The sequence below is a fragment of the Pseudomonas endophytica genome (assembly GCF_001411475.1).
GTDB classification, from domain to species: Bacteria; Pseudomonadota; Gammaproteobacteria; order Pseudomonadales; family Pseudomonadaceae; genus Aquipseudomonas; species Aquipseudomonas endophytica.
In genome coordinates, this window is record NZ_LLWH01000180.1 from 15,712 (window position 1) to 33,080 (window position 17,369).

Annotated in this window: 13 protein-coding genes; 8 read left to right on the forward strand and 5 right to left on the reverse strand. The window is 55.1% G+C overall.

Annotated features, from left to right (window positions below; all coding sequences use genetic code 11):
- Positions 1-50: 50 nt before the first annotated feature.
- Together AQS70_RS15090 and ycaC are read left to right on the forward strand one after the other, a co-directional pair.
- Positions 51-1,889, forward strand: a complete 1,839-nt coding sequence (locus AQS70_RS15090) for an amidohydrolase (protein ID WP_055103572.1) — start codon at positions 51-53, stop codon at positions 1,887-1,889.
- Between the two features lie 41 nt (positions 1,890-1,930).
- On the forward strand, positions 1,931-2,557 hold the full coding sequence (gene ycaC / locus AQS70_RS15095) for an isochorismate family cysteine hydrolase YcaC (protein WP_055103573.1): 627 nt from the start codon (positions 1,931-1,933) through the stop codon (positions 2,555-2,557).
- Between the two features lie 177 nt (positions 2,558-2,734).
- On the opposite strand, the gene AQS70_RS15100 is transcribed toward ycaC, so the two are convergent.
- Complete coding sequence (locus AQS70_RS15100) at positions 2,735-7,870, reverse strand: trifunctional serine/threonine-protein kinase/ATP-binding protein/sensor histidine kinase (protein WP_055103584.1); 5,136 nt, start codon at positions 7,868-7,870, stop codon at positions 2,735-2,737.
- Positions 7,871-8,150: 280 nt separating this feature from the next.
- Between AQS70_RS15100 and AQS70_RS15105 the strand changes: the two genes are divergently transcribed.
- The 3 genes from AQS70_RS15105 (at position 8,151) to AQS70_RS15115 (ending at position 10,685) form a co-directional block, all read left to right on the forward strand.
- Positions 8,151-9,140, forward strand: coding sequence for a response regulator (locus tag AQS70_RS15105; RefSeq protein ID WP_055103574.1), 990 nt, complete (start codon positions 8,151-8,153; stop codon positions 9,138-9,140).
- On the forward strand, positions 9,137-9,550 hold the full coding sequence (locus tag AQS70_RS15110; protein WP_055103575.1) for a response regulator transcription factor: 414 nt from the start codon (positions 9,137-9,139) through the stop codon (positions 9,548-9,550). Before AQS70_RS15105 ends, AQS70_RS15110 begins: the two co-directional genes overlap by 4 nt.
- 232 nt (positions 9,551-9,782) lie before the next feature.
- Positions 9,783-10,685, forward strand: coding sequence for a LysR family transcriptional regulator (locus AQS70_RS15115; RefSeq protein WP_055103576.1), 903 nt, complete (start codon positions 9,783-9,785; stop codon positions 10,683-10,685).
- A gap of 42 nt (positions 10,686-10,727) precedes the next feature.
- On the opposite strand, the gene AQS70_RS15120 is transcribed toward AQS70_RS15115, so the two are convergent.
- The 4 genes from AQS70_RS15120 to serA all read right to left on the reverse strand — a co-directional run bounded on the left by AQS70_RS15120 (position 10,728) and on the right by serA (position 14,194).
- Positions 10,728-11,168: a DoxX family protein gene (locus AQS70_RS15120; protein ID WP_055103577.1), complete on the reverse strand. Its 441-nt coding sequence runs from the start codon at positions 11,166-11,168 to the stop codon at positions 10,728-10,730.
- A gap of 66 nt (positions 11,169-11,234) precedes the next feature.
- The gene (locus AQS70_RS15125; RefSeq protein ID WP_055103578.1) at positions 11,235-11,858 is read right to left on the reverse strand and encodes a DedA family protein; all 624 of its coding nucleotides are present in this window, start codon (positions 11,856-11,858) and stop codon (positions 11,235-11,237) included.
- 117 nt (positions 11,859-11,975) lie between these two features.
- Positions 11,976-12,620: a hydrolase gene (locus tag AQS70_RS15130; RefSeq protein ID WP_055103585.1), complete on the reverse strand. Its 645-nt coding sequence runs from the start codon at positions 12,618-12,620 to the stop codon at positions 11,976-11,978.
- A 344-nt stretch (positions 12,621-12,964) separates the two neighbouring features.
- Positions 12,965-14,194, reverse strand: a complete 1,230-nt coding sequence (serA, locus tag AQS70_RS15135) for a phosphoglycerate dehydrogenase (protein WP_055103579.1) — start codon at positions 14,192-14,194, stop codon at positions 12,965-12,967.
- Positions 14,195-14,400: 206 nt separating this feature from the next.
- Here serA and AQS70_RS15140 point away from each other — a divergent pair, with 206 nt between their 5' ends.
- From AQS70_RS15140 to AQS70_RS15150, 3 genes are all read left to right on the forward strand, one after another.
- On the forward strand, positions 14,401-15,795 hold the full coding sequence (locus AQS70_RS15140) for an FAD-binding oxidoreductase (protein WP_055103580.1): 1,395 nt from the start codon (positions 14,401-14,403) through the stop codon (positions 15,793-15,795).
- A gap of 71 nt (positions 15,796-15,866) precedes the next feature.
- Entirely contained in the window at positions 15,867-16,532 is a 666-nt protein-coding gene (locus AQS70_RS15145) for a fumarylacetoacetate hydrolase family protein (RefSeq protein ID WP_055103581.1), read from the forward strand.
- Positions 16,533-16,686: 154 nt separating this feature from the next.
- The coding region (locus AQS70_RS15150; RefSeq protein ID WP_055103586.1) for a DUF5924 family protein at positions 16,687-17,369 on the forward strand (683 nt) is incomplete at its 3' end.

Sequence of the window (17,369 nt, forward strand, 5' to 3'; positions counted from 1 at the left end):
GGCTGCGGTGAAACGCTAGAAATCCGACAGTTCATCTAGAAGGAGTACCTATGAGCGCTGACTTAATTTTGTTTAACGGTCAATTTCATACCGTGGACAGAGAAAATCCGCGGGCAACAGCGGTTGCCATCAAGGATGGCCGCTTCACTGCCGTCGGCTCCGACGCCGAAGCGATCGCTGAGAAAGGAAGCTCCACGCAACTGATCGACCTGAAAGGCCGTTGCATCATCCCTGGTTTGAACGACTCGCACCTGCACCTGATTCGTGGTGGTCTGAACTACAATCTTGAGCTTCGCTGGGAAGGGGTGCCCTCGCTGGCAGATGCGCTGCGCATGCTCAAAGAGCAAGCCGATCGCACGCCTACACCGCAATGGGTGCGTGTAGTGGGCGGCTGGAACGAGTTCCAGTTCGCTGAAAAGCGCATGCCGACCTTGGCAGAGCTGAACCAAGCCGCGCCAGACACACCGGTTTTCGTTCTGCATCTGTACGATCGCGCCCTGTTAAACCGTGCTGCGCTGCGCGTGGCAGGCTACACCCGCAACACCCCGAACCCGCCCGGCGGCGAAATCGTTCGCGACGCGAATGGCGAACCTACCGGGATGCTGGTAGCGCGACCCAATGCCATGATTCTGTACTCGACGTTGGCTAAAGGGCCGAAGCTGCCCCTTGAGTATCAAATCAACTCGACGCGTCAGTTCATGCGTGAACTAAACCGTCTGGGTCTAACCAGCGCGATTGATGCGGGGGGTGGTTTCCAAAACTACCCAGACGATTACGAGGTGATTGAGCATCTGGCCAAAGAGCAGCAATTAACCATTCGAATCGCCTACAACCTGTTTACGCAAAGGCCCAAAGAGGAACTTGCGGACTTTAAAAACTGGACCGGCAGCGTGAAGCTGCACCAAGGTGACGACTTCCTGCGTCACAACGGTGCTGGCGAAATGCTTGTGTTCTCGGCCGCTGACTTCGAGGACTTCTTAGAGCCACGTCCGGATCTGCCGCTGACCATGGAAGAAGAGCTGGAGCCAGTGGTTCGCCATCTGGTTGAGCACCGTTGGCCATTCCGCCTTCACGCCACCTACGACGAGTCCATTTCGCGCATGCTGGACGTGTTTGAACGCGTGAACCGCGATATTCCGTTCAACGGCCTGCCTTGGTTCTTTGACCATGCCGAAACCATCACCCCGCACAACATTGAACGTGTGCGTGCTTTAGGCGGTGGTATCGCGATTCAAGACCGCATGGCGTTCCAGGGCGAGTACTTCGTGGATCGTTACGGTTCTAAGGCAGCGGAGAAAACCCCGCCGATCCAGCGCATGTTGGCCGAAGGTGTTCCTGTCGGTGCAGGCACCGACGCCACTCGCGTGTCGAGCTATAACCCATGGACTTCACTGTACTGGCTAGTCAGCGGTAAAACCGTGGGCGGGCTGGCGCTTTACCCAGAGGGACTGAGCCGCGAAACCGCGCTGCAACTGTTCACCCAAGGCAGCGCTTGGTTCTCCAGCGAACAAGGCAAGAAGGGCCAGATCAAAGTCGGTCAGTTGGCCGACCTCGCCGCGCTGTCGGCTGACTTCTTCCGCGTCGAGGAAGAAGCCATCAAGTGGATCGAGTCGGTCCTGACCGTAGTCGGCGGCAAGGTCGTTTATGCCGCCGATGAGTTCTCCAACCTCGCACCGCCAAGCGTGCCGGTTCTGCCGGACTGGTCGCCGGTCGCCAAGGTTCCAGGTCACTGGCGCCCGACCTCACCGCTGCAGGCCCAAGTTCATCAGTGCGTCGGCCCCTGCGGAGTTCACGCTCACAGCCATGAGAAAGCGCGACTTTCCAACGTGCCTACCAGCGATTTCCAAGGTTTCTGGGGCGCCTTCGGCTGCTCCTGCTTCGCGTTCTAACTCACAGCAATTTTTACCCCACCCACCAAAGGTGCATGACCATGAGCAATCCAGATTACAAGCGCTTGAACAACGATGACGCTGTTGTACTGCTGGTTGACCACCAAACAGGGCTGATCTCGCTGGTACAAGACTTCTCGCCAAACGAGTTCAAAAACAACGTGCTGGCCTTGGCTGACCTGGCTAAGTTCTTCGGCCTGCCAACCATCCTGACCACCAGCTTTGAACAAGGTCCGAACGGCCCACTGGTACCTGAGCTGAAAGAAATCTTCCCGGATGCGCCGTACATTGCGCGCCCTGGCCAGATCAACGCATGGGATAACGAAGACTTCGTTAAAGCGATCAAGGCCACTGGCCGCAAGCAACTGATCATCGCGGGCGTGGTGACCGACGTGTGCGTTGCTTTCCCAACGCTGTCCGCTCTGGCTGAAGGCTTCGAAGTATTCGTGGTCACCGACGCTTCCGGCACTTTCAACGAAACTGTTCAGCAAGCTGCTTGGGTTCGCATGACCCAGGCTGGCGCGCAAATGATGAACTGGTTCTCGGTAGCCTGTGAGTTGCACCGCGACTGGCGCAACGACATCGAAGGCCTGGGCAACCTGCTGTCCCAGCGCATTCCTAACTACCGCAACCTGATGAACAGCTACAGCGCTCTGACCGCTAAGTAATCGGCGGTAAAGATGCAAAAAGCCTGCGTTTACGCAGGCTTTTTTGTGGGTTTCTCGCGATCCTTTATAAGATCAAAAGATCGCGAGCAAGCTCGTTCCTACAGGTAGGTGTCCAGCCATAACTGCAAAGTGAGCTTTTAAATAATCAAAAAGTCGCGGAACAGTCAGTTCTGTGTGTCAGCTTTGAGGGTTGCACGGCAACGTGAATCGAATTCGGCATCCACCGCACGACGAGGTGTTCGCGTGCAAGCTGCCACCATGCGCCCGTACGACGGAGTTACAAATGGCCAATCCCATCCCGAGGCCATGATCCTTGGTGGTATAGAAAGGATCAAAGATTTTCTCCCGCTCCTGCGCAGGAATTCCAGGGCCGTTGTCGTCGACGCGGATCTCTATCTCATCACCCAGCGTACGAGACGTTATTCGTAGCGCACCGTCGCCCGTTCTAAAGCCCGACAACGCCTCAAGACCGTTGGTGATGAGGTTGTAGATCAATTGCTGAATCTGGACGGGGTCGGCCATCACCGGAGCGGGTGCATCCAGCTCGGTGTCCAGTTTCACCCCCTGCTTTACGACGTCTGCTGAGGTCAGTCTGACCACTTCGAGAATAACGTCGTCCACGCACGTCGCCTTCAGTTGAACATGGGTTTGTTTCGCAAGCGCGCGAAGCGCTCGGACGATACCTGCTGCCCGCTCACTGTCAGCGCGGATGTCTTCCAGACCTGCAATCGCTTCGTCCATGTTGGGCGTACCTCGCTTGAGCCAGCGCAGGCTCGCCGCAGCATTCGAAGCGATACCCAAAAGCGGCTGACTGATTTCATGGGCGATGGAGGCGGAAAGCTCACCCATGACTTGCATGTGAGCGCTGCGGGCCAGTTCGGCACGAGAGCGCCGAACCTCTTCCTCCATTTGCGCCTTGATCTGATTGTCCTCTGCGAGCCGGGTGTAGAACTTCGCAGCTTGCAGCGATACCGCAGCTTGAGAAGCAAAGATCTCTAACATGGCCAAGCGCTGCGAGCCGAACAGACTCGGCACCCGTCGATTTTCCAGATACACCAAGCCAATCAGTACGCCCTGCTTGAGCAACGGCAAGCACAGCACCGAGCGGGCATTTCGCCGTTGCAGCTCGCTCCTGAACACGTCCGGGCACTCCAACAATGCATCATGCAGAACCAACGTAGCCTTGGTGCGCATGGTTGCATTCAGAACCGACACAGGCGCTTGAGTCATAAATTTCTGGCAGTTTTCCATCGTGACTGTCAGCCCTTCGTCACTGATGTCAGCACGCGCAGCCATCTGGAACTCCGCACCGCTGACGATCAGCAAGGCACCATGATCTGCGCCAGAGTGCTGCATCAAAAGGCTCATGAGGGTTTCGATCAGACGCTCAAGAAGCACCTCTTCCGATAGCGCCCGGGCGGCTTCGATCCCCACTTTTAAATCCAGATTGGCTTGCGAGGCGCTTCTGAAGGTTTCCTGAATCGGTTGGATACGCAGGAACGGATGCAGGGTTTCCAACTGCCGAACTTTCCCGTTCGCGCCCCAGATGTGAAAACAATCCCGGGCCACGCGAAGGTGTAGATTGGCGCCAGAGATAAGGCCGCTAGGGATACACACCTCTGCGAGTTGCTCGTGGGCGAGCGCTTGCTCATGGATAAAGCCCGCCGCTGCGGCTGCAATTTGAGCTTGGTCAAAACAGCGAATGGCGACAAGTCCATCGCCATTCAGCTTGGCGATGACACCTTCGATCAATAGAAGCTTATTACGGAAAGTAACTGGGTTCAGGGCCGCCCATTGAGCAAACCGATCACGGTTTTTAGTCAGCGTTTTAAGCTTGGACTCTAGGGTGCCAGGGGCTTCTGGGCTTCCAAGCACCAAGCTGTAGAACAGGTATAAATCAGAAAGATTTATATGCGCAGGTGCGGCCCATGCCACCGTATGGGCGGCCTGCAAGCGGCGCATAGCGTACGGGATGTTTCCCAAATAGAAAGCGGACATACCCGCGTAGAGCCCGCTAAAGAACAGAGTGGTCTTGGAGACCGCCCCCCCCGCAATGGCGTCGCAAAGTGCAGCTTCTACGAATGCCAGCTCCATCACCCGCCCGGATGATAAATCCTGTGACAGGTCCTGAACGAAACGCTCCTGCGCGACCAGAATCGCCTCAACGTCAGCGTAATCATAGTGACGAACCACCTTAAGGCCGCGCTCGATCACCTCTGCAACTTCCTGCAAATGATTACCCATGATCAATGAGTCAGACACCAAATGGTTGCAGGCATAGCAGGCCATGGCCAAGTCGCCGCTGAGGTATCCCGTATCAAATGCTTCTGTGGCTTTTTGTTTGGAGTACTCCAAGGGAGCCGTCCAAGCACTGACCTGATCGAGCGCTACCAAGGCGCCCGTGAGGTCTGTCTCAAAACCGTAACGTTCGATTATTTTGATAGCGGCCAAGCAGCAGGAGTAGCCGTCGTGGTACTCACCGAATCGCTCAGCAATCATCACTCCATACCAAGACAGCCCATAGGTGCTGCCGCAGGCAAGGCCGTACTCCAGCGACAGCTCAATGATCTTGGCCAAGTGCAAGAATCGGATGTCGTCCTCAATGAAAAATGACGAGCTAAGGGTGGCGAGAAGCTCGATCGCCACTTCGGCTTCTGGGTCTTTGATTTTGGGTAGAGACTCCAGCCCAAACACTCCGCGCGAGCTGATCAGTTTTTGGATCTTGGCGTGCTCGAACGCCACGAGGTCAGGCAGAATGCCGCGACGCATGGAGATTCCAAGCGCGTCTAAGCCTTGCAGTGCCTCGCCAATGGCAGACTCATAGTCAGAGCCCAGCGTCAGTAACTTGGCTTTGAGCTTATGTGCCCGAGCTCGCTCAAGCACATTGCCCGCGCGACGCATGCACGCCTCAATCTTGACTTGAGCGCCAAGCATGTCCGAAAGCTGCATGTCACAGTCAGCGGCTTGGCACATGATTGCGAATGCAAATTTAACTCGCAGCGGGTCGCAACGGCTTGATTGCAGAAGTTGCTCAGCCGAGAGCAGATAACCCGACGCTTGATCAAAGGCGGCTGCATCACGCGCCCGCGCAGCCGCTTCAAGCAACAGCGCAATAAAGTCGTCGGCTTGCTCAGGCGGATAGGCACTTTTTTCTGAGAGGTGGACTTGATTAGCAATCTCGAAGGTCAGTTGAGACAACTCGTCGCGATACTTTTGGTGCAGGGCGATGGCGATTTCTGCGTGTTGTTTGGGCCGCTGTGCTGGCGGCGTCAATTGATAAGCCGCCTCTAACACCCGGTCGTGGGTGAACAGAATCCCAGCTTGGGTCAATGCTAAGAAACCACCGCTGGCCAAGCTTTTGAGTCGATTACTTAAACGGTCCGGGTCGATGTTAACCAGCGATGCCAAGACGACCTCATCGCATTTACCGCCGACGGCAGCAATCACGCGCAGGATTTCATGTTGTGAGGTAGGCAAGCGCCGTAAGCGTTGAATCATCAGATCGGCAACGTTGTCCGCGTAACGATGCTGCGCAATCGCCTGCAGATGCCACGTCCAGCACATGGTGTCGCTGTTAAATTCAACCAGCGCGTCTTCAACCATCACCTTCAAAATCTGGTTGACGAAGAAGGGGTTACCGGCTGTTTTCTCATGCACCAGCCTTGCGACTTCGACCACGCTCTCTGCGTGAGTATGAAATCGTTGGGCGATAAGAGCCCTCACGGCTTCTATCGAGAGCGCAGGCAGTGAAATATGGTCACCAATGAGCGCCGTGGATGAGCCGCGTTGCAGTTGGCTCAAATCCACAGCCTGCGACGCCTTGTGGTCTTCGGTGCGGTAAGCCGTCACTAATAGCGTGTTGCGCAATGGTCGGGCGAGATACTCCCTCAACAGGCAATGGGTTGAGTCATCTGCCCACTGCATGTCATCGAGAAAAATCACCAGTGGATGACCTGGCGTGCCAAAAAAATCCAGGAAATCGAGAATCGCTCTGTTTTCTTTATCCAGCGCGAGCCGCGTAGGCTTTTCGGAGAGTTCGGCGACTGGGCCGATGATGAGCTTTAAGTAAGGAGCCAATTTGACCAGAAGCTTGCCTCGACCTTTCAGCCGACGGGTGACTTCAGCTTTGATGGTGTCTAGATCGCTGCTGTTTTTGATTAACAACTGAGTGGTCAGCGAGCCTAGGATCTCTCTCCACGGGCCGTAGGGAATCGCCAAATCTGAGCCATTACACTTCCCTGAAGCCCAGTAGATTTGCGTATGCGCCCGTAGCGAGGCGTTAACCAACGTGGATTTACCACCCCCCGCAGGCCCCGAGACTGTTAGCAAGCGAGGGCTGCTGTCACGGCGCAAAACTCGCAGAATGTTCTCCACCTTCGCCTGCTCATCCACGCGGCCAAACAAGAGGTCGCCGCTCATTGGCATGACATCGGCGGTTGCAAGAGCGAATGCGGATATGCATTGATTTTCTGACTGCTGACGCAAGCAATGCGCTAAGTCGACTGCCAGTGCTTTCGCTGACTGATAGCGAGCGTTCGGCTCCTTGGCTAACGTCTTGAGCAAAATGTCACTGAGCATAGGCGCAACATCAGGTTTGATCTGCACAGGCGGCTTGACCTGCACGCCCGCATGCAGTTGCCGCCAATGCAGTTTGTCACGACCGGCGAGAGGCAACTCGCCCACCAGCAATTGGTAAAGCGCTGCCCCTAGGGCGTAGATGTCGCTTCTATGATCGGTTACGGATCCGTGCGGGCATACCTGCTCGGGGGCGAGGTAGTTCCAGTGCTCGGTTGTGGCGCTTTCCATGTTGATCAGTTCTAGGGTGTCGGCCCTGAAGCAACTGAGCCTGACCGAATCATCGTCTCTGGCAACGATATGCTGGGCCTGCAAAGAGCCGTGGATCACGCCCTTCTCGTGAGCAAGCGCTAGAGAGTTTGCAGCATTGGTGGCTAGGGCGAGGAAGCGCTCGAAGGCAACGCCACCGGCGAGGACTAAGTCATTAAAACTGGGGTCACATGACAGGGGGTAGATCATTAACGGCCCCTCCGCTGAACGAACAAACCCCACCGGAAGAATGGCCCACTCGGGTTCTAGGTGAATGCGATTGTCCCGCTCAAGGCGCTGGCATGCGGCGGGAGACTCAATCGGCGCACGAGCCGCCATCCAGGTTTTAGAGGTTTGGGGGTCAAAAAACTCACAGTAAGTGAGTTCACCTTCATGCCCGCGCAGAGAAACGCTGCATCGATTCAGCCAATCCTCATCAAGCATTATTTCTTTGCGAAAAAGCCTGTGAGGAAGACGTCTCTCTAGCATCGTGCCACCCTTCATGAACCCTTCATTTCGTTCTATGGGCGAGTATACGCACGCTCATTTGAGTTGTAGGACAACTCGGGTGGGTTTGGCTGAATGAGAGCCCCTGATGACCGTTGAGTGCCCCTTCAAACGTTTACAATCCAGTGGGTCTTGTCTGCGTGCGGGGTGATTCATAAAAGCGCCTTATCCCCAAGCACACTTGTATTAAGGCACGTGTCAGCATACGGTCGCTTGGCCTTGCTCCGGCTGATGTCGGTTAATCAACACAGTTGAGAACATCATGATCCGATTAGGCAATGCGACAATTTCCCTGGAGCGCCGAGAGGCATTTCTCGATGGCCAGCCGATGCGTATTGGTGGGCGCGCATTTGAAATCCTCGCCACGCTTATCCGTGCCAAAGGTCGAATTGTTGAGAAGGATGATCTGATCAATCAGGTATGGCCTGGCACTGTCGTTGAAGAAAACAACCTTCAAGTGCAAATTTCCACACTTCGCAAAACATTCGGTACTCAAGCGGTGATCCAGACGGTGCCACGCCGCGGATACCGCCTTGCCGCTGAGATTGGTACGGATGAGACGTCAGCCCCTCGAAATGAAATCGTCCTGCCAACTGAGACAAACGCGCCGATAGATGCGTCTGGCGTAAGGGTTTTTATCATTGATGATGACCCCTCGGTGACAGGCGCGTTGTCACGCCTGCTTCGTGCTGAAGACATCCCTCATACGTTGTTCGGATCTGCTGAAGAGTTTCTGAGTGCTCAATGGGAAAGCCCGTACGCCTGTATTTTGCTAGACATCAACCTGCCGGATAAAAGCGGCCTAGACCTGCAAGCGTCTTTGATGAAAATTAAGTCGCCTTGGCCAATCATCTTCATGACCGGTAACGGTACGATCCAAATGACGGTCCAGGCAATGAAAGCGGGCGCCAAGGAGTTTCTAACAAAGCCATTCAATGATGATCACCTGCTTGAGGCACTGGCAGCAGCGCGTCATAAAGCGGTAGAGAGTGGCAAGGCATGGATCTACATGAAAATGGCGATTGAGAAGTACGCGAGGCTGACTAACCGTGAAAAAGAGGTTTATTCATGGGTGGTGAACGGGCTGACCCACAAAGAAATCTCCAAAAAAATTGGCACCAGCGAAGTCACAACCAAAGTTCATAAAAAGAACATCATGTTAAAGATGCAGTCCAGATCAATCATTGAGCTGGTGTCGATGTACAACACGATCAAACTGAACCGCCATCCTGAGGATCAGGAACCTGCATGAATACACACTCTGAGTGCTCCGCATTCAGCCCTGATACGTCAGATTCGATTGTCGTCTGCATCGTCGACGATGACTCATCGGTACGCAGAAGCCTTTCGAACTTGCTGCGTTCCGCTGGCTTCGACACGTTGTCGTTCGCGTCCGGAGAAGACTTCCTGGCCTCAGAGCAAGCCCTCGGTGCAGGGTGTGCGTTGCTCGATTTAAAGATGCAGGGATTGTCTGGCGCAGACGTGCAAAAAGAGCTCATCTACTTAGATAACCCTTTGCCTGTCATCTGCATGTCGGCCCATTGGAACGACAAGGCGCTGTCGGACTCCATGCGCAAGGGAGCTGTTGCGTGTTTGTCCAAACCCTTCACTGAGCAAGCACTGCTTGATGCCGTCGACGAAGCGACCAAAGGCGAAGCTTAAAGCGCTATCGCACAACATGAATGGCGCCTTAAAGGCACAGCCCTGCCTTACACCTGACCAACGGCTAACCACCTGCGAGCTTAAAAGCCAGTGAAGCGTCTACGCGATGTGTGAGGCCATATCGACCTGTAACGAAAACAACCCTTGCATCTGTGTACGGGTTGAGATGGGATTGCAGCTGAAACAACCCGGCAAAAAAAGAATCATTGATTCAAAAAAAAGGGACAGTTGAGTGGATCGAATTGAATGCATGCGGACCTTCATGGCCACCGTCGATGCGAGCGGTTTTAGCGCGGCGGCGAGAATTCTGCATGTGCCGCGTTCAAAAGTGAGTAAGCAAATTCAAGCGCTAGAAGAGGCTCTGGGCGTTCAATTGTTGCACCGCACGACGCGTAGCCTGCACCTCACTGAGGCCGGTTGCGAATACTACGAAGCCTGCCGAGAAGTGGTGGCCTCGCTCGATGAGGCCGAGCAACGCGCCCGCAGTGGTTTGGCACAAGTGCAAGGCGTACTGCGCGTTAACGCGCCCATGTCCTTTGGTCTGTGTCGTTTAGGCCCACTGCTGCCTCAATTTCATGCGCTTTATCCCAATGTGGAGCTGCAACTGGTGTTGAGCGATCAGCAGGTCGACCCCATCAAGGGTGGATTCGACGTGACGATCCGCATTGCGAGCTTGGCAGACTCCTCGCTGATCGCCCGGCATCTCTCACCTGCGCCGCGGGTATTGGTCGCGTCGCCAGGTTATTTGGCGCAGCACGGTGTTCCAGAAACCCCCAAAGACCTTGCGACCCACCAATGCTTAAACTACGGCTACCTACAAAGTGGGGCCAGCTTGCAGTTGAGCAATGGTAAAGATGTGCAGCGCGTGCACGTGACGGGGCCTCTGCATTCAAATAACGGTGATCTGCTAGCCCAAGGCGCAGAAGCTGACATGGGGATCGCCTTGCTGCCTCTTTTCATTGTCGAAAAGGCTTTGTCTGAAGGACGATTGGTGCAGATTTTGGAAGAGTGGGAAGCACCTCCTATCACCATCAACGCCGTCTACCCGTCGGCTCGGCGAATTCCATTAAAGACCCGAGCGTTCTTGGACTTCCTCGCGGCAGAGCTACGGATTCCCGAGACGGCCGCGGTTTAATCGGTATCACGAACCGGTCAGCCACTGAAGTTGCTTTATGGGTCATGCAAGGCTGCGTTTTGCGAAAAACGCGGGAGTCTTGATGACCCAAGCCCCCGGCCCGGTAATGGCCAACCCCGCATACAGCACCGTAAATAACCAAGCGAACTGAGCCTGCTCCAAGGTCCACTCTGGATGAACCACCAGCAACGCAATGGCCAGCACTGCAAGTACGGGCAGGCAAGCGAGCCGCGCAAACACACCCAGAAGCAGTAATACCGGGCAGATCACCTCAGCAAACACCGCCATCGCGAGTGTCAGGGTCGCCCCTAAGCCAAACGGGTCTTCAATACGCTGCAACTCAGCACTCCAATTGAGCAGCTTTGGAAGGCCGTGAATGTGGAGCAGTAACAGCGCGGCACAGACACGCAAAAAGAGCAGGCCCAAAGGTAAAGAAATATCGGCCAAGGTCTTTGGCTTATGCTGAATAGCTGAAGTGGCCATGTCGCAAATCCTCGTTTCTAAATGGAACAACGTTGGGATCAGTCATCGTCATGAGGCGCTGGGCAACTACTTAGTGCTCGGGCGCCGCATCGCTTGTTTGCGTGCAGAAAACGCAGCTTTATAAGCCATCAGCGCCAGCGCGCCGATACTCATGACAGCCAACCCAAGCACCAGGTATTGCTTCAAATTATCGAAGGCATACAAAAGCGGCCCGCCAAAACTCGCACCGAGCGCCAATGCGCTGCTGCTCCAGACCAATGAACCCAAAATGCTATAGGCCACGAAGTGCGACTTGGGCATGGCCATCTGCCCTGCCAGCAACGTCGAAACGGCTCCCGCTCCAGGGATGAACTTGGCAAAAACCAGCACCACCGGGCCATACCGTAGATAGGCATTGCGCCCTTTAGCAAAGGCAGCACTCATCTTGGGTGAGCCTCGGTTGATTTTGCGCGTCAGGGCGTCGCCATATCGCGCCCCCATCCAGTACCAGAGGCTGTCCGCCAGCAAGCAAACAAGCAGTGCCATCAACACCACAAGTCCGGGCTCAGGTGATCCATGCTCACTGGCAAATGCCCCCGCGAGTACCAGTGAAGGGTAAGACGGAATCGGTAAGCCAATTTGATCACCGAAGACATTCAGGGCGAGCAATGACAACGGGTGGGTGGCTGCGAAGCTCTCAACTGGACTCATGGAGGCATCTCTTGTGGCTCGACGACAGCCAAATCGCTTAAGCAGGGCGCGGGCATTAGCGTGAAACCCTCAGCCTGAGCGCGTTAGCTGCTCAGGCTGAGGGTTCAGGTCTAACGGTTAAGACACCTGACGTTGAGGGGCTTTGTGCACCATGGTGTAGGCGTAATCCACGCCCATACCGTATGCACCGCTGTGCTGCAAGACCAAGTCCATCACCGCTTGGTAGGTTTCTTTGTGTGCCCAGTCACGCTGGAACTCGAGCAACACTTGCTGCCAGGTCACCGGTATCGCGCCCGCTTGGATCATGCGCTGCACTGACATGTCATGAGCTTCTTGAGTGGTTCCGCCCGAAGCGTCGGTGACGATGTACACCTCGTAGCCCTCGTCCATGGCTTGCAGTGCCGGGAAGGTCAGGCAGACCTCGGTCCACAGTGCTGCCATGATCAGCTTCTTGCGACCGGTGGCCTTCACCGCTTCCACCAGCTTGGCGTCTTCCCAGCTGTTCATCGAGCTGCGTTCGATAGGCTGAGCGCCTGGGTTCACCGCCAGCAGTTCCGGCCAAATGTAGCCGCTGAAGCTCTCGGTTTCGACCGAGGTGTAGAGCGTCGGCCCGTTGAAGATCTTGGCGGCTTTGGCCAGACCAACCGTGTTGTTCTTCAGTGTTTGGCGGTCAATCGACTGAACGCCGAAGGCCATTTGCGGCTGGTGGTCGATCAGGATCAGAGCGGCGTTGGTTGGGTTCAGCAGTTCGCGTTTGGACATGGTCTTAATCTCTTCAGGAGGGTTGAAAGCGTTGGGTTGTAATGGGTCACCGCGCTGTGCCGGTGGCGCTGTCTGCGGTATGGGGGCCATTCTGAAGCGGGCATAGAATCAAAACAATTAGGCAAAAAAAGGAATGATTGATTCTAAAAAAGGGACAGTAAAAGACGATCTAAATGCTGTCAGCGGCGTGCATGGCTTAGGCCCACTGCCTGCACGAAACCACAGGCATAAAAAAATCCGACACCATCACTGGCATCGGATTTTTTTGTGGCCAATTAGCCAAGCGAGAAGACTTGGCTGATGGGCATTAGACCCGAAGGTCTGACACTTTAGTGACGCGCGCCTTAGAACAACACGCGGCAACGGATGGTGCCGTTGATGGTTTGCAGCTTGGTCTGCGCCAAGTCGGAATACTCGGCGTCGACGTCGATCACGACATAACCGACTTTTTCGTTGGTTTGCAGGAACTGGCCGGAGATGTTGATTCCGTTTTCGGCGAAGACTTTGTTGATCTCGCTCATTACACCCGGAATGTTCTCGTGGATGTGCAGCAAACGGTGCTTGCCAGGGTGAGCGGGCAAGGCCACTTCCGGGAAGTTTACCGACGATACGGACGTACCGTTGTCGCTGTACTTGACCAGCTTCTCTGCCACTTCCAGGCCAATGTTGGCTTGGGCTTCAGCCGTCGAGCCACCGATGTGCGGGGTCAGGATCACGTTGTCCAAACCACGCAGCGGGCTTTCGAACACGTCGTCGTTGGAACGCGGCTCAACCGGGAACACGTCGATAGCAGCGCCGATCAGGTGTTTGTCCTTGATCGCGTCAGCCAAGGCGTCCAACTCAACCACTGTGCCACGGGCGGCGTTGATGAAAATGCCGCCCTTTTTGATGGCGCGGATTTCTTTCTCGCCGATCATCCACTGTGTGGCTGGCGTTTCAGGTACGTGCAAGGTCACGATGTCGGACATGCCCAACAGTTCGTGCAGGTTGCCGACCTGAGTCGCGTTACCCAATGGCAGCTTGGTCACGGTGTCGTAGAAAAACACCTGCATGCCCAGGCTCTCAGCCAATACCGACAGCTGAGTACCAATCGAACCGTAACCCACGATACCCAGCTTTTTGCCTCGGATTTCGAAGGAGTTGGCCGCGCTTTTGATCCAACCACCGCGGTGGCAGGAAGCGTTTTTCTCAGGGATGCCACGCAGCAATAGGATCGCTTCAGCCAGCACCAACTCGGCCACCGAACGGGTGTTGGAGTAAGGGGCGTTGAAGACAGCGATGCCACGTTCGCGAGCAGCGTTGAGATCGACTTGGTTGGTGCCAATGCAGAAACAACCAACAGCCACCAGTTTCTTGGCGCAGTCGAACACTTCTTCGGTCAGCTGGGTACGAGAACGGATGCCGAGAAAGTGGGCATCAGCGATCTTTTCCTTCAGCTGGGCTTCAGGCAAGGAACTGGTGATGTACTCAATGCTGGTGTAGCCAGCAGACTTCAGTACTTCAACAGCGGATTGGTGGACGCCTTCTAAAAGAAGGAACTTGATCTTGCTCTTATCGAGAGAAGTCTTGCTCATCTGCGTAAACCTGTGTCCCAGAGAAAAAATGGCAGGGAATGGACAGCCAGAGCTGACCTGGCCGGCGTGAAGACCGGCACCGTGAATCGTCCTACGGCTCGATTCTACGGGGGGGTCGTATGCTAGCATAAGCGCCCCGCTAAACACCCACTCCTGCGACGTGAAGCGATCTCAGGATGACCATGAATTGTTCGAGAGTTCTGTTGATGACCCATCCTGCCATGATTGAAGAGTTAAAGACCTTGGTTGAGCCTGGCAAGGTTTTGACCGACCCTGACTCCCTTAATGCTTACGGCAAGGACTGGACCAAGCATTTCGCTCCCGCACCCAGCGCTATTGTCTTCCCCAAAACCATTGAGCAGGTGCAGGCCATCGTACGTTGGGCGAACACTCACAAGGTTGCGCTGGTGCCGTCTGGTGGGCGCACAGGCTTGTCGGCGGGTGCAGTCGCAGCGAACGGCGAAGTAGTGGTGTCATTCGATTACATGAACCAAGTACTGGAACTCAACCTGACGGATCGCACTGCGGTCTGCCAGCCGGGCGTGATCACTGAGCATCTGCAAAATCTGGCAGAAGAAAATGGTCTGTATTACCCGGTGGACTTTGCTTCGGCCGGTTCTAGCCAAATTGGCGGCAATATCGGCACCAATGCGGGCGGTATTAAGGTGATTCGCTACGGCATGACCCGCAACTGGGTGGCGGGCATGAAAGTCGTGACCGGCAAAGGCGACGTTCTGGAACTGAACAAAGACCTGATTAAAAACGCCACCGGCTATGACATGCGCCAACTATTTATCGGCGCGGAGGGCACGTTGGGGTTTGTGGTTGAAGCAACCATGCGCTTGGATCGAGCGCCGAAAAATCTGACGGCTATGGTGTTGGGTACTCCCGACTTCGATTCCATCATGCCGGTGCTGCACGCCTTCCAGAACAAACTGGATCTGACGGCTTTTGAGTTTTTCTCTGACAAGGCACTGACCAAAGTCATGGGCCGTGGTGACGTGCCTTCGCCGTTTGAAACGGACTGCCCGTTCTACGCGCTGTTGGAGTTTGAAGCGACCACTGAAGAAGTGGCCGACGCGGCACTGCAAACCTTCGAGCATTGCGTGGAACAAGGCTGGGTGCTGGACGGCGTGATGAGCCAGAGCGAAACCCAGCTGCACAATCTGTGGAAGCTGCGCGAGTACATCTCTGAAACGATTTCGCACTGGACGCCGTACAAAAACGATATTTCCGTCACAGTCTCGAAAGTCCCGGCCTTTTTGAAAGAAATTGACACCATCGTCGGCGAGCACTACCCGGACTTTGAGATTGTTTGGTTCGGTCATATTGGCGACGGCAACTTGCACTTGAACATTCTCAAGCCGCAGAACCTGAGCAAAGACGAGTTCTTTACCAAGTGCGCGACGGTCAACAAATGGGTGTTTGAAACCGTCGAGAAGTACAACGGCTCGATTTCGGCCGAACACGGCGTAGGTATGACCAAGCGTGACTACCTAACTTACAGCCGCTCGCCGGTCGAGATCGAATACATGAAAGCCCTCAAGGCTGTATTTGACCCGAATGGCATCATGAACCCAGGTAAGATTTTTGCGGTTTAAATAACGACATAAATCCCTGTAGGAACGAGCTTGCTCCTACCCATACGAATAATCCACAGCGGAGTCGATCCATGAGCTATCAGCACCAATATGTCGACGGTACCCGAATTCACTTTCCTATCGGCAAAGTGGTGTGCATCGGTCGTAACTATGCAGAGCACGCTAAAGAGCTCGATAACCCGATCCCGACTGAGCCGCTGCTGTTTATTAAGCCCGGCAGTTGTGTCGTGGCGGCTGAGGGCGGCTTTGCAATCCCTGCCGAGCGCGGTTCGGTGCATTATGAAGCCGAAATTTCGGTGCTGATCGGCAAGCCTTTGTCGAACACCCCCAGCGCTGAAGAAGTGATAGATGCGATCTCCGGCTTCGCTCCGGGCTTGGATCTGACTCTGCGTGACAAACAAGCCGAACTCAAAGGCAAAGGTCTGCCGTGGGAGATCGCCAAGTCCTTTGACGGTGCCTGCGTTCTCGCCCCTTTTGTGCAGAGCAGCGTGTTCGAAGATCTGACGGACATTGGTATTCGTCTGACCATCAACGGCGAAGTGCGCCAAGACGGCAACAGCGCTCTGATGCTCAACCCGATTGTGCCGATGATTCAACACATGGCCTCGTGCTTCTCGCTGCAAGCGGGCGACGTGATCATGACCGGCACTCCGGTCGGTGTTGGCCCATTGAATGCCGGTGATGAGTTGGTGCTGGAACTGACAGGCGTGAGCCGCTTCGAGAGTTCAGTTCGCTAATACTTCCTCTGTAGGAGCTGCCGCAGGCTGCGATCTTTTGTTTTTAACGATCAAAAGATCGCAGCCTGCGGCAGCTCCTACAGAGATAAGACGTGCACCTCGGTAAACCGTTATTCTGTCGGGGATTTTCCTCACGCAGAATGTGAATCACCGAATGCCAAACTGGAACCACTACGTACAACGCGCCCTAGAGTTAATGAAGCGTTATCCGGGGTTGATTGCGCTGTTCGGTTTTTGCTCAGGTGTGGGCAGTTTTATTTTGGTCGACCGCCAACAAGGCATGGCCCGCTGGATCGCGGTGATCCTGCTGGTGAGCTGGATCTGGCTGATGCTCGAAAACACCCTGACGCAATGGTTTGCCCGCGTTTTTAAGCGCGAAATACCCCCGCCTTTGCTGCGTTATGCAACGCAAATGATCCATCAGGAAAGTCTATTTTTCGTCCTGCCGTTCTTTTTTATCACCACCACTTGGAACAGCGGCCAATTAGTTTTTACCGGCCTGCTGGGCGCCGCCGCACTGGTGACGATCACCGATCCGCTGTACTACAAATGGCTGGCCCCAAGGCGCTGGTTGTACTTGGGCTTGCATACGCTGGCTTTATTCGCCGCGCTCCTGACCGCGCTGCCGATCATTCTTAACCTGACCACCGCCCAGAGCTATAAGCTCGCGCTCGGCGCCGCCGTGCTGCTTTCAATCCCCAGTATGGCGGTCAGCTTGCCGCTGAAAACCTGGCGCGGTTGGTTGGTGTTGCCGCTGATCGTGATTGCCCTAGGTGGGACTGGCTGGCTGCTACGCTCTTGGGTGCCGCCCGCAACGCTGTGGATGACCGAAGTGGC